Source organism: Bacillus sp. NTK074B, assembly GCF_017303375.1.
Lineage (GTDB): Bacteria > Bacillota > Bacilli > Bacillales > Bacillaceae_B > Rossellomorea.
This window is the reverse complement of record NZ_JAFKOH010000003.1, coordinates 171,490-184,427: the sequence shown is the minus strand read 5'-3', so window position 1 is coordinate 184,427 and position 12,938 is coordinate 171,490. Positions and strand designations below refer to the sequence as shown.

At 44.5% G+C, this 12,938-nt stretch carries 14 protein-coding genes; 10 read left to right on the top strand and 4 right to left on the bottom strand.

The window, feature by feature from the left end; translation table 11 throughout:
• The first annotated feature begins 15 nt into the window (after window positions 1-15).
• From ald to JI667_RS06940, 4 genes are all read left to right on the top strand, one after another.
• Window positions 16-1,134 carry an alanine dehydrogenase gene (gene ald, locus JI667_RS06955; protein WP_034756596.1) on the top strand — a complete coding sequence of 373 codons (1,119 nt, stop codon included), beginning with the start codon at window positions 16-18 and terminating at the stop codon, window positions 1,132-1,134.
• Between the two features lie 225 nt (window positions 1,135-1,359).
• Complete coding sequence (locus tag JI667_RS06950; protein ID WP_206851445.1) at window positions 1,360-2,040, top strand: metal-dependent hydrolase; 681 nt, start codon at window positions 1,360-1,362, stop codon at window positions 2,038-2,040.
• Between the two features lie 793 nt (window positions 2,041-2,833).
• Complete coding sequence (locus JI667_RS06945; protein WP_206851444.1) at window positions 2,834-3,082, top strand: hypothetical protein; 249 nt, start codon at window positions 2,834-2,836, stop codon at window positions 3,080-3,082.
• 319 nt (window positions 3,083-3,401) lie between these two features.
• On the top strand, window positions 3,402-4,721 hold the full coding sequence (locus JI667_RS06940) for a DRTGG domain-containing protein (protein ID WP_061809475.1): 1,320 nt from the start codon (window positions 3,402-3,404) through the stop codon (window positions 4,719-4,721).
• Window positions 4,722-4,970: 249 nt separating this feature from the next.
• On the opposite strand, the gene JI667_RS06935 is transcribed toward JI667_RS06940, so the two are convergent.
• Window positions 4,971-5,276: a YtpI family protein gene (locus tag JI667_RS06935; protein ID WP_206851443.1), complete on the bottom strand. Its 306-nt coding sequence runs from the start codon at window positions 5,274-5,276 to the stop codon at window positions 4,971-4,973.
• A gap of 95 nt (window positions 5,277-5,371) precedes the next feature.
• Between JI667_RS06935 and JI667_RS06930 the strand changes: the two genes are divergently transcribed.
• Window positions 5,372-6,313, top strand: a complete 942-nt coding sequence (locus JI667_RS06930; RefSeq protein ID WP_206851442.1) for a DHH family phosphoesterase — start codon at window positions 5,372-5,374, stop codon at window positions 6,311-6,313.
• Between the two features lie 78 nt (window positions 6,314-6,391).
• On the opposite strand, the gene JI667_RS06925 is transcribed toward JI667_RS06930, so the two are convergent.
• From JI667_RS06925 to JI667_RS06915, 3 genes are all read right to left on the bottom strand, one after another.
• Window positions 6,392-6,697, bottom strand: coding sequence for a hypothetical protein (locus JI667_RS06925; protein ID WP_206851441.1), 306 nt, complete (start codon window positions 6,695-6,697; stop codon window positions 6,392-6,394).
• Window positions 6,698-6,835: 138 nt separating this feature from the next.
• Window positions 6,836-7,375, bottom strand: coding sequence for a PadR family transcriptional regulator (locus JI667_RS06920; protein ID WP_206851440.1), 540 nt, complete (start codon window positions 7,373-7,375; stop codon window positions 6,836-6,838).
• Window positions 7,372-8,214 carry a sialate O-acetylesterase gene (locus JI667_RS06915; protein WP_206851439.1) on the bottom strand — a complete coding sequence of 281 codons (843 nt, stop codon included), beginning with the start codon at window positions 8,212-8,214 and terminating at the stop codon, window positions 7,372-7,374. Before JI667_RS06915 ends, JI667_RS06920 begins: the two co-directional genes overlap by 4 nt.
• 95 nt (window positions 8,215-8,309) lie before the next feature.
• Here JI667_RS06915 and bla point away from each other — a divergent pair, with 95 nt between their 5' ends.
• From bla to JI667_RS23140, 5 genes are all read left to right on the top strand, one after another.
• On the top strand, window positions 8,310-9,203 hold the full coding sequence (gene bla, locus JI667_RS06910) for a class A beta-lactamase (RefSeq protein ID WP_206851855.1): 894 nt from the start codon (window positions 8,310-8,312) through the stop codon (window positions 9,201-9,203).
• 462 nt (window positions 9,204-9,665) lie between these two features.
• Complete coding sequence (locus JI667_RS06905; RefSeq protein ID WP_244668230.1) at window positions 9,666-11,246, top strand: bifunctional metallophosphatase/5'-nucleotidase; 1,581 nt, start codon at window positions 9,666-9,668, stop codon at window positions 11,244-11,246.
• Between the two features lie 165 nt (window positions 11,247-11,411).
• Entirely contained in the window at window positions 11,412-11,873 is a 462-nt protein-coding gene (locus JI667_RS06900) for a nucleoside 2-deoxyribosyltransferase (RefSeq protein WP_206851438.1), read from the top strand.
• A 102-nt stretch (window positions 11,874-11,975) separates the two neighbouring features.
• Window positions 11,976-12,548 carry a DUF418 domain-containing protein gene (locus tag JI667_RS06895; RefSeq protein ID WP_206851437.1) on the top strand — a complete coding sequence of 191 codons (573 nt, stop codon included), beginning with the start codon at window positions 11,976-11,978 and terminating at the stop codon, window positions 12,546-12,548.
• Entirely contained in the window at window positions 12,482-12,715 is a 234-nt protein-coding gene (locus JI667_RS23140) for a DUF418 domain-containing protein (protein ID WP_206851435.1), read from the top strand. Before JI667_RS06895 ends, JI667_RS23140 begins: the two co-directional genes overlap by 67 nt.
• Window positions 12,716-12,938 lie beyond the last annotated feature (223 nt).

Below are 12,938 nucleotides of genomic sequence, written 5' to 3'. Positions count from 1 at the left end.
GGAGGTTGGCTTAGTATGCGTATTGGTGTACCAACGGAAATTAAAAACAACGAAAATCGTGTGGCCATGACGCCGGCTGGTGTTGTGAACCTTGTTCAATTTGGACATGAGGTTTACATTGAAGCTGGAGCGGGAATGGGTTCAGGATTTACAGATGAAGATTACAAAGCAGCAGGTGGACACATCGTTGATTCTGCAGCGGAAGCATGGTCCATGGATATGGTCATGAAGGTAAAAGAGCCACTTCCAAGTGAGTACTCTTATTTCCGCGAGGGGCTTATCTTATTTACATATTTACATCTTGCTCCAGAGCCGGAATTAACGAAAGCGTTAATTGATAATAAAGTGATCGGAATCGCGTACGAAACGGTTGAACTGAATCGTGCCCTTCCATTACTGACTCCGATGAGTGAAGTGGCTGGACGTATGGCGACTCAAATCGGTGCCCAGTTCTTAGAGAAGATCCACGGTGGTAAAGGTGTATTACTTTCAGGTGTCCCTGGGGTTCGCCGCAGTAAAGTAACGATCATCGGTGGAGGGGTGGCCGGTACGAACGCAGCGAAAATGGCTGTCGGACTTGGTGCCAACGTCACGATCCTTGACCTTAACCCGGATCGCCTTCGTCAGCTGGATGATATCTTCGGCAGCGACGTAACAACGCTTATGTCCAACCCGTTAAATATCGAACAAGCTGTCAAAGAAGCAGACCTAGTGATTGGTGCTGTACTGATTCCAGGAGCGAAAGCACCTAAATTAGTAACAGAAGACATGATCAAAGCGATGACGCCTGGTTCAGTGGTTGTCGATATCGCCATCGACCAAGGCGGAATCTTCGAAACAACCGACCGCATCACAACGCATGACGATCCAACATACGTGAAGCACGGTGTTGTACACTATGCCGTTGCCAACATGCCTGGTGCCGTACCACGTACGTCTACGATCGCACTTACAAACGTAACCGTACCTTATGCGGTTCAAATCGCAAACAAAGGCTACAAAAAAGCGTGCTTAGATAACGAAGCATTATTAAAAGGTATTAACACATTGAACGGATATGTTACTTACCAGGCTGTTGCTGAAGCACATACTGTAGACTACTCAGATACTAGAACACAATTAGAGCAACAATAACAACAGGAAGCCGACTGCATGGGAATGTTAGTCGGCTTTTTTGTGTTTTATCGTAAGTTGACTAGAGTTACTGAAGCAAACTGGATTAAGTTAGTCTTCTGATTGAAGTCAACACCTGCAGCGGAAATCAACCAGCACTCGCTTAAATTTATGAAATTCGGGTATAACATAAAGTAGTATACGAGAGTAAGAAAAATAGATAAGTTTATTTGGAGGAGATGCAAAATGAAGATTTCATATCATGGACATTCAGTAGTGAAAATTGAAACAAACGGCAAAACGATTCTAATTGATCCGTTCATCAACGGAAACGAACTGACGAATCTGAAAGTGGATGACGAGAAGCCTGATGTGATCATACTGACACACGGTCACAATGATCACGTAGGTGACACGGTCGAACTTGCGAAGAAAAACGATTCACTTGTTATCGCCAACCATGAACTGGCGACCTACCTAAGCTGGCAGTTAGTGAAGACTCATCCGATGCACGTCGGGGGAGCGTATGAGTTCGACTTTGGTAAAGTGAAACTGACTCAGGCGTTCCATGGATCGGGTCTTATCACAGACGGTAACGAAATCATCTACATGGGAATGCCAGCAGGCGTTCTCTTAATGATTGAAGGGAAAACCATTTTCCATGCAGGGGATACAGGATTATTCTCTGATATGAAACTGATCGGGGAACGTCATCCGATTGACCTTGCATTCCTTCCTATCGGGGATAATTTCACAATGGGACCTGAAGACGCGGCGACGGCAGCAAGCTTCCTAAAAGCAAAGAAAGTCGTGCCGATTCACTATGATACATTCCCACCGATCAAACAGGATCCGCGGAAATTTATTGAGATGCTTGAGGATTCTGAGGGGCAGGTTATGAAGGCTGGAGATGTTATTGAATATTAAACGTGTCAAATTGATTCCCAATATTTAGGTCGGAGTCAATTACAAACATTTATAATACAGTATAAAAAACGAGGAGTGAATTTCATTGGAATTCACTCCTCGTTTTTATTGTTGTATAAGTAAATATGTAGTTCACATGAAAATTCTCTGAGTTTTCATCTATCTCTTCTACCTTTACATCCATTACGGACCACCCTGTAGACTGTATACGATATATTCTTCTTCGTTTTTCTTAAGGACGAGGAGCGTAGGGACTGTTTTTTGTTCTTCAATTAATTTCTGTCCTTCTTCTCATAGCATTACTTCCATACCATTCACTTTATCCCCGACAGGTTTTACGGGAGCATGCTTTTGATTATATTCTTTTACAGTGTAAGTATTGGGCCCATTATATGACCTTCCATTATACTTTACCATCACTTCTTCACTACAAGAAACTAATAACAACAGTACAATCATAACCAAGATCGTAACACTTATTTTTAATTTCATTGTATTAACCTTTCCGAAGTCTTGCTGAACCTATCAAGCCTTTATCAAGCGTTCAGTACGTTTACTTTATAATGTATTTTAACTTATTTTACCATGTAATTCATGAGAGTGAGCGGGACATTATGGTGAATTACCCGACAATTTCTCATATAACAAAGGTTCTATCAAGACTACAAATTGAATTATTGCACTCCAAATATGAGGTAATCAGGGCATTTGCATCACCCTTTTTCACATGTTTACACAACATCCCCCACCCACTCGCATATACATGATACAAGCCTAGAAAGGAGGGAAATGTTTGAAACAACGTTATATACTCTGTTTACTCATCACCGGGGCACTCATCTACTACGGAGCCCCACGAATGTCCATATTCGCAGAAGGCCTTCAAGGCACCTTCGCCATCGGCTGGCTCATACTGGCCACCTGCGTCATAGCCGGAAACCTCGCCGCCCTGCTTTACACACCTAAAGGAACAGGTAAGGGTAAAAGCAAGAAGTTAAAATCCAAGCCGATTCGCAAAGTGAAAGCACGGTCGTTTGGATGAGTTTTATGAAGAGAGTGGTGCTTTTTATAGGGATAAGCTACAAACCCCATAAGTAGATTGAAGCGGAAGGGGACCTCGAGGGCCTAGCCGCCGGAGCTGGACATGTGGACTACACATAAGCCCGAGGAGGCTCACCGCCAGCCCCGCGGAAAGCGAGCCCCTGCAATGAAAATCAACCAGCACTCTGTCATCAAAAGGTATAATATGCACTCAACCATCAGGGCTTTCACCACCGAAAGCCCTGATTAAATTGAAACACCACGCTTTTCACATTATAATAAACATATAAAGTAGGACGTTACAAAGAAGGGTGAAAAGCTTGGCTACAAAACACGAACAAATACTGGAGTACATAGATACCCTGCCTGTCGGAGAAAAAATCTCCGTCCGCCAGATTGCAAAAGCACTGACCGTCAGCGAAGGAACGGCATACCGGGCGATCAAAGATGCCGAAACCAAAGGCTACGTCAGCACCATCGAACGCGTAGGAACGATCCGTATTGAACAGAAGAAGAAAGAAAATATCGAAAAGCTCACCTACGCAGAAGTGGTCAATATCATCGATGGACAAGTACTCGGTGGACGATCCGGCCTGCACAAGATGCTCAACAAATTTGTCATTGGAGCCATGAAGCTTGAAGCCATGATGAGATACACGGAAGCGGGGAACCTTTTGATCATCGGTAACCGGACCCAGGCACAGGAACATGCCTTGCGTGCAGGGGCCGCCGTCCTGATCACAGGGGGATTCGATGCAGATGAAGATGTAAAGAAGCTCGCAGATGAACTCGAACTCCCGATCATCTCCACTTCCTATGACACATTTACCGTCGCCACCATGATCAACCGGGCCATTTACGATCAGCTTATCAAGAAAGAGATCGTGTTAGTGGAAGACATTTTAACGAAAGTTGATGATACGATTTATCTGCATCTTGATGACACGCTGGAAGAGTGGTACGAGAAGAATCAATACACGTTCCACAGCCGATTCCCGGTAGTGGACCGCAATCTAAAAGTCCACGGAATGGTTACGTCAAAAGACGTCATGGGGCAGGAAAAGTATGCGGGTATTGATAAAATCATGACGAAGCAGCCAATCACCGTCAGCCCGAATACGAGCGTCGCATCCGCCGCCCATATCATGATTTGGGAAGGGATCGAATTACTTCCCGTCGTCAATGAGCAGAACAAGCTTCAGGGAATCATCAGCCGTCAGGATGTATTGAAGGCCCTGCAAATGATCCAGCGCCAGCCACAGGTAGGGGAAACGATCGATGACCTCATCTCAAACGCAGTCGAAGTAGTAGGCGAAAAGAAAGACAACAAAGAAATCTACCAATTCGCCGTCACACCGCAAATGACCACAGGGATTGGGACACTCTCCTACGGTGTATTCACCACCCTGATGACCGAAGCTGCCAACCGTGCACTGAAGCCATACAAAAAAGGCGATCTCGTCATCGAAAACATGACCATCTACTTCATCAAACCCGTACAGATGGAAAGCATACTCGAAATCCATCCCAAAGTACTCGACGTCGGGAGAAAGTTTGGTAAAGTGGATGTAGAGGTATATAACGAAGGCGTACTCATGGGGAAATCCCTGATGATTTGTCAGTTGATCGATCGGCACTAGGTCTTATTATGATTAAGTGATTGAGAGTAAGTAAAATAGCAAAAACTCATGTTGATTGGAGCGGAAGATGCTCGACTCCTGCGGGAAAAGCGGGACAGGTGAGACCCCGCAGGCGCACAGCCGAGGAGCTCACCGCCCGCCCCGCGGAAAGCGAGCATCTGCAGCGGAAATCAACGACTACTCGCTCATAAAACGCATCAAATTACACCAAATAAAAAAGACTAGATAAAACATCTAGTCTTTCATACCTTATTGGTTATCCAGTTCCTTCGCTTCCCTCTGTGCGTAAGGAAGCACATGCTTATACATCTTATATCCAGCCCAGCAGCTTCCAAGTCCCAGCAGGATGAAAAGCGCGCCAATGACATAGGTCAGCGTGCCGGGGAATAAAAACAGCTGATTGATCCCGAACAGGGCAACGAACAGCCCTAGGGCAATGCTTGCTTTCGCCGATAACCATTTCTTTTCCATCGGTCGTCTCGTCCGCACTTGTCTTATTTTATAAAACACATAGAACGTAAACGTAACGACAATCAGTAATGCGAGAAAATACATAGTTTTTTGTCCTCCATCGTTGACTACTCTCGCTACTATTTTACAGATAACAGGGCAGAATGCCAAATATAAATTCCACTACAAAGGAGATTCCCATGAAAGAACAAATCCTGAACCTCATCAAACAATATGAAACCATCATTGTACATAGACATGTCCGACCGGATCCGGATGCATACGGATCCCAGGGAGGACTTGTGGAAATCCTGAAAGCTTCATTCCCGGAAAAGAATATCTACACCGTCGGAATAGAGGAAGAGACTCTTCATTACCTGAATCGCCTTGATGATATCGAAGACTCTGTTTTCGAAGGAGCCCTGATCATCGTCTGTGATACGGCCAACGAAGAACGAATCTGCGACCGCCGCTATAAACTCGGCGACAAGCTTGTGAAAATCGATCACCATCCAAACGAGGATGCCTACGGAGATCATCTTTGGATTGATACAACGGCAAGCTCCGTCAGTGAAATGATCTATGAATTTTACGAGTTCGGAAAAGACAAAGGATTGACCCTGCCTGATTCAGGGGCGAGACTATTATTTGCAGGGATTGTCGGCGATACGGGAAGATTCCTGTATCCGAGCACGACTCAGAAGACGTTTGACATTGCGGGTGAGTTGATCCGCTATGATTTTGACCGAAATGAATTATTCAATAAAATGTATGAAGTTGATTCAAACGTTACGAAGCTTAACGGATACGTGCTGCAAAACTTCGAGATGGATGGGGATGGCTGCGGCATGATGGTCATGACGAAGGATATCCTCGAAGAGCACGCTGTCGTTCCATCAGAGGCGTCACTTCTTGTCAGTACGTTGGGTAATGTAAAAGGCATGAAAGCATGGGTCTTCTTTATCGAGGAACATGATCAGATCAGGGTTCGTCTTCGTTCGAAGGGTCCTGTTATCAACACGATTGCCAAAAAGTACAACGGTGGAGGTCATCCACTTGCGGCTGGCGCATCGATTTATTCATGGGAAGAGAAAGAAGAAGTGATGAAGGATTTACGGGAAGTGTGCAGGAATCATCAATAATACAAAAAAGAGCCGGGGTTGCCGGCTCTTTTATTCGTTCAGATAAGAAACAGCCATTTGAAATGCCCTGATCCTTCTCTAAATGTAGGTCCGCTGTCCGCTTCCAGGCTTTGTCTTCTCAAGAAACCTAGGGAGCATCAATAGTAAACCATCCAATATTTGCTTCGCTTCTAGCAACTCTTCTTGGTTCACATCCAACTCTTTTCCTTCCCGGCGTGCAGTAAGCAAACTTTCACCAATCCTGGCTGCTTTCAACCGTTTTTCAAGCAGTTTTGTCTGTGCCGATCCTGACTTCATCGAAGCAAAGGCATTTTCCGATTTACGGATGACAGACTGAAACGCTTCGATGGACTGCTGCTGTTCTTTCTGTGTCAATTTTCCCATGTTGGCATCACCTCAATTATCTATATGTGAGCCACGGGTGAGCCACGGGGACAGGTCCCTTGGCTCTTTGAATCGGAGCTGCGGTGCCGGTCCCTATTGGCTCTTAAATCATCTCATTGGAGTAGTGATGTTAGATGTTTATTCAGTTGCCTCTTCTATATCTGCCTTCAATTCCTTAAACCACTTTAAATTCACTAAATGGAGAGAACGGGAATTTTCGTTCATGCGACCAAAATAATCAATCTGACCGGGTGATTCCTCAAAGGTAGCTAAGTAGTCATCGAGAAGAGCAATTCTGGCTTCTGTTTGATCAATTTGGGATTGGATTAAGTCTACTAATTTGTTTTTATCGTAGACATCTGCAAAGAGTAATGCCCCATAGACTGGTAAGTTTACATACTCGGATTTGGTACCGTATTTGACCATTAATTTATCAAATTCTTCTCTTCCTAAAGGCGTGATCTTAAAGGTGTGAATGTCACGATTGTTGTTTGGACGTACTTGTTGTGTTTCTTCTATCAACCCTTTTTCTTCAAGTTGTTGCAAATTGTAATAAAATGATCCTTTCGTATAGTTAACGATATATTTGTAATGGCGTTTTTCCATTAAACTTAATAGTTCGTATCCATGAGCGCCGGGGTTTTGAATAAGTAAGCCAAGGATAAGTAAGGGAATCAAGGATGCATCACCTTCGCCATTTGTGCTTCAAATTCAGCGTATGTGATTTTCCCAAGAGCTAAATTCATACTGTGAATATACATTTGTTCCGTTTTCGAATAGGATTGGTTGACCTTGAGTGATTGGTTTTCATCCGGAAGAGGTCCAGTGATATGACATTTTTTCGAATATGCCTCAAAGTAGCGAAACCCGAATTTGCGTTGCGAAACAGCGTTCATATGAATACCATCCGGATTGGACGTTAGGCCATCTGCCGATACAAAATAACAATTCTGCTGCTCATGAGCAAACCGACGTAATGCTGCGTTGATTTCTTGAAACTCTGATGAGTACTTTCCGAAACCTTCTTTCCCTAAGAAATGACCAAGCTCACCAATGATTAATGGTACACTTTGAAGGTTTAATTCTTTCCGTAACGTTTCAATGATATGAGATAGCTTTTCGTAATACGTCTCATGTAGAGAATGCTGGCTGTCACTTTCACCTTGATGCCAGAGGATGCCACAAATTTCACTCGTTTCAAGAGCAAATCGTGCTTCGGACAAAGCATGTCGGAAAAGAGTACCGTCAGGGTGCCAATCATCCAAGGAACTGCCACCTTCCGCACAAGGAATCAATCCAATTTCATCATCCGGGTTGGCTTTCGACCACAGGTCGGAAAAAGAGGCTGCAAGACTTACACCAGCCACAGGACGATCATAATTAATCGGCTCTGTCATCATTTGCCATTGTCCGTTTCGAAGCATTTTAATTTTTTCATTATAGATCGGTTCTACCTCATGCAAGAACCCCCGACCTGCCATATTCGATTGCCCTACCATTAAAAAAGATTTAATCATTAAAATTCATTCCTTTACACAATAGTCTAATTAGACTAAGCTAGTATAGAGTCTAATTGGACTATTGTCAATAGAATAGGGAAGGACTGATGATGTTGAAAAGTGCCAGAATGTTGAAAATCTTGATGTGTGTTGGACTATTAAGTTTAAGCCTCTTTGGACACGGGTTAAAACAGACCGAGGCAAAAGAAAAAGCAGAACAAACACAAGGTACTGGCCATAAGTTCATGCAACTAGAGAAAAAGTTCGATGCCCGCCTCGGCGTCTATGCGATTGACACCGGTACCAATCGCAAGGTATTCTATCGACCTGATGAACGGTTCGCCTACACATCCACCTATAAGGCTTTGGCTGCAGGGGCAGTGCTAAAGCAGAAATCGATGGACGAACTTGATGAGATCATCACCTACTCCAGAGAGGACCTCGTCACGTATTCACCGATTACAGAGCAATACATGGACACCGGGATGACCCTTAGGGAAATTTGTGATGCGGCGATCCGCTACAGCGATAATACCGCAGGAAACCTTTTATTAGAGGAACTCGGGGGACCTGAAGGATTCGAACATGCTCTGAGGCAAATCGGCGATCATGTCACTGAGGCTGATCGCTTTGAGACGGAATTGAACAGTGCTATCCCGGGAGACATCCGGGACACCAGTACAGCAAGAGCACTAGCCATCAACATGAAGGCTTTAACGGTCGACCACGTGCTCCCGAATGATAAGCGTTCAATCCTAACAGATTGGATGAAAGGGAATACTACTGGAGACGAACTGATCCGTGCCGCTGTACCTGAAGGATGGGAGGTAGGCGATAAAACGGGAGCGGGAGCCTACGGAACGCGAAACGATATCGCTATCGTCTGGCCGCCGAATAGAGATCCCATCATCATCGCGATTCTATCCAGCCGCGATACTGAGAATGCCACCTATGATAATGAACTTATCGCAAAGGCGGCTAAGTTGGTACTGAATTCTTTTAAGTGATTTTCCAAGGAGGAATAGCAACTGCATTCTTTGGCATTGCTACTCCTTCAGCCGCGGGGACATCTCCATTGGCTCTTTGAGTAGAAGCCGTGGTGCCTGTCCCCGTCCTCGCTTACTTACCAGAGATGACAGATACACGGAGAAATTCCGCTTATTTCGTCATTACTACATGAAAAGTTTGAAATAGAAGGAAAAATTCCGCCTATTAACCCCAAAAAATACAATATCACATGATTTTTCTGTGCATTAGCGGAAATTTTCCGCTTAATTACCCCAAATACACCTTTCATTCTGAATGTAAGCGGAATATCTCCGCTTATTTTAATTTTGAGAAACGGCTTATACCTTTGCCCAGTGCGTTTAGTAGATATTAACTTCTTTACAAAACCATAACGTTCTATTAAAAATGGGTCAAAACTACTGTGCTACCTTGAAGATGACAAAAGCACAGGGAGGTTTTCCATGTCTTTAAGTAAATGGATGTTGGCAGCAATCGCAGCTGGGGTGTTCTTCATCGGATCATCATTTGCATCATCTTCCACCGACCCTGGAGAGTATATTTCTGTGCAGCTTCTGGGTGTCAATGATTTTCATGGACAGCTGGAAACGGTTCGAACGAGGAATGGAAAGCAGGTAGGCGGTGCTGAATACTTGGCTGCCTATTTAGAAAAGCACCGGCAGGAAAACGAAAATACTTTGTTGGTCCATTCCGGCGACATGGTCGGTGCAAGCTCACCTGTGTCATCTCTTATGCAGGATGAACCTGCCGTCGAATGGATGAACGAGGTTGGATTTGACATCGGGACGTTAGGGAATCATGAGTTCGATGAAGGAACGGAAGAGATGTTCAGGCTCCTTGACGGCGGCAAACATGAGAAAACAGGTAACTTTGAAGGGGCGGCATTTCCATACACAGCTGCCAATGTTATTGATAAAGAGACAGGGAAATCCATTTTACCACCATATTTGATCAAAGAAGTCGATGGGGTGCCCATCGGGTTTATCGGAGTTGTCACGACGGAAACAAAAGATATCGTCCTGCCAAGCGGGATCGAAGGCATTGAATTTACGGATGAAGTCACGGCCATCAATCAAAGTGTTAAAGAATTGAAGGCTAAAGGAGTTCGGTCCATCGTCGTTCTTGGGCATGTTTCCGCCTCTTCAAACGAAGACGGAACAAATCCTGCTCAAGACCTTGCTGAATTTGCCCCCCGCATCGATGATGAAGTAGATATCATCTTCGGCGGTCACAGTCACGGCTTTGCCAATACGTCCGTTGACGGGAAAATGATTGTTCAATCGTACTCCTATGGAACAGCCTTTTCAGATGTAGACCTCCTCATCGACCGGGAGAAGAAGGACATCGTCAATAAGCAGGCAGCCATCATCTCCACCTATCACGATGGAATCCTGCCCGACAAAAAAATCAAAGAGATGGTCGATTCTTACTCGGTAGACAAACAGATGATGCTGGAACAGAAGATGGGTCAGGCCGAAGCTCCCATCACAAAGGACAAAACCGCCAGTGGGGAGCGGTCGATCGGAAATCTTATCGCAGATTCACACCGGGAGAACATGAACACCGACTTCGCATTCATGAATCCGGGTGGAATCCGGGCGAACCTGGATGAGGGCGAACTTACTTGGGGAGAACTGTACACCATGCTCCCGTTCGGCACCCACCTGGTTAAACTATCATTGACCGGCGCCGAATTAAAAGAAGCACTGGAACAGCAGTGGACAGGGAATTTCAAAACCATCATGCAGACATCGGGGCTCCACTACACCTACGATAAAGATGCACCACCCGGCCAAAAAGTCACAGCCATGACTGATAGAGACGGAAACGCCATTCAGTCGGACCAGACATACACCGTTGCTCTCACCAATTATCTTGCAACCGGAGGAGATGGATTCACTGCCTTTACAAAAGGCCATGATCCTGTGGAAGGTCCGCCCACATTGGACTCATTCATTACCTACATCATTGAATCAGGCGGAAGCGTAGCACCCCCTGAGACAGGGCGGATCAAGGTACAGTAAATGAAAAACAGTAGTGTGGGGGGAAATCCCCGCGCTACTGTTTTTATTTTCATTAAAAAAAGCCGCTGTGCCTGTCCCCGTGGCGCTCCCTAACCAAACTCTTATACATGAACCTGGAAAGCCACTAATAAAATATATTATTAGTACTTTTCGGGGGGAGTTCATATGGAGAACACGGTCATAAGAAACGTCAGAGTATTTATCGCCAGTCCTTTCTTCAGCGAGGAACAAGTAGACCGGGTACAAAGGCTTGAACAGTCGCTCATGCGGAATCCGTACGTGTCAGAAATCTTCTCCGCACGATTTCATCAATTCGAACATCTCGAATTCGGTTCAAAAGAGTGGAGGCGGAAAGTATTCCGCAATGATCTGAGGCATTTAAGGCGTTCCGATGTAGTAGTGGGCATCCGCGATTACGAAGGCAAGTACGTGGACAGCGGAACGGCTTTTGAAATCGGGTACGCCAACGCCATGCAAAAGCCCATCCTATTGATCAATGAAAAAAATTCCGTCATGAATTTAATGATGGCAGACAGTTTACACGCTTATTTTACGAAAGTGGAGGAACTGGCGACATATGATTTTCACCGGATGCCGAAAGCTCCTTATGAGGGGCCGGTGATATGATGTGTTGTTAACGGAATAACGAGACATCGCCTCTTTTAGAATGGAGGGAGGTGATCTTTTTCGAACTACGGGAAGACTAGATAGGGAAAGAAGATGAGAATAATGAATCAGAAGATCATGAAAACAACGATTCCAGATAAAAACAGAATCACCATACTCGATAGTTTAAGGGGATTTGCCCTTCTCGGGATTTTTCTGATTAATATAACATCAATTGGAAGTGCAGGGGGTCCACCGACGTTTGAAACTAAACACTATCTATTAGATGAATTATACAACCAATTTCTGTTATTAATGATAGAATCGAAGTTTTTTACCTTATTTTCATTCTTGTTCGGGGTGGGTTTTGCCATCCAGTTGACAAGAGCCAATGAGCAAGGAATCGATATAGTACCAAGGTTTTCGAGAAGATTAATTTGCCTTTTCCTCTTTGGGGCCATACACATTGCTCTGTTTTGGGAGGGCGATATTCTGGTCATTTATTCTGTAGCAGGAGCAGCCCTCTTATTGTTTCGTAAATGTCAGAATAAAACGCTTCTCATTTGGATTGCTTCCTTCCTTATTATCCCTATCGTAGGTGTGACGGGTACAGCCATCACAGTGGACGAATGGCTCTTACTAATTACCTCTTACAATCAGCAATTTGCTCCTATATTTTTTACGACTACGGTTTAGGATTAAAAGGACAGATTTCGTTAACAGGAACATTCATAATGGCAATCTGCATTTATTCTGTTCAATTGATAAGCAGTAAAGTGTGGCTCACTCATTTCCGATTTGGTCCGCTTGAGTGGGTTTGGAGATGTGTCACCTATTGGAAGGTCCAAGCTATTAGAAGGTAGAGGTCATTTTGGCATGATGATCGGAATTCCCGCATGATTTTATTTGAAACTTGCATGATTATGATGGAAGCCGCATGATTTTTCTGAATCCAGCACGATTGTTGTAAATCTCGCATGAATCTTCGGGATATCCCTTTTCAACGGATGATTGATGTTTAAAAACGTCCCTTGGTCTGGCCATGTGACGTTTTTTTGATGAAAGAAGATGGAATTGGGGATCAAG

What these genes read in the sequence shown, in the direction of transcription:
- ald (WP_034756596.1), top strand. Translation starts at nt 16, where the DNA reads ATGCGTATTGGTGTACCAACGGAAATTAAAAACAACGAAAATCGTGTG.
- JI667_RS06950 (WP_206851445.1), top strand. Translation starts at nt 1,360, where the DNA reads ATGAAGATTTCATATCATGGACATTCAGTAGTGAAAATTGAAACAAAC.
- JI667_RS06935 (WP_206851443.1), bottom strand. Translation starts at nt 5,276, where the DNA reads ATGTATTTTCTCGCATTACTGATTGTCGTTACGTTTACGTTCTATGTG.
- JI667_RS06930 (WP_206851442.1), top strand. Translation starts at nt 5,372, where the DNA reads ATGAAAGAACAAATCCTGAACCTCATCAAACAATATGAAACCATCATT.
- JI667_RS06925 (WP_206851441.1), bottom strand. Translation starts at nt 6,697, where the DNA reads ATGGGAAAATTGACACAGAAAGAACAGCAGCAGTCCATCGAAGCGTTT.
- JI667_RS06915 (WP_206851439.1), bottom strand. Translation starts at nt 8,214, where the DNA reads ATGATTAAATCTTTTTTAATGGTAGGGCAATCGAATATGGCAGGTCGG.
- JI667_RS06905 (WP_244668230.1), top strand. Translation starts at nt 9,666, where the DNA reads ATGTCTTTAAGTAAATGGATGTTGGCAGCAATCGCAGCTGGGGTGTTC.
- JI667_RS06900 (WP_206851438.1), top strand. Translation starts at nt 11,412, where the DNA reads ATGGAGAACACGGTCATAAGAAACGTCAGAGTATTTATCGCCAGTCCT.
- JI667_RS06895 (WP_206851437.1), top strand. Translation starts at nt 11,976, where the DNA reads ATGAATCAGAAGATCATGAAAACAACGATTCCAGATAAAAACAGAATC.
- JI667_RS23140 (WP_206851435.1), top strand. Translation starts at nt 12,482, where the DNA reads ATGGCTCTTACTAATTACCTCTTACAATCAGCAATTTGCTCCTATATT.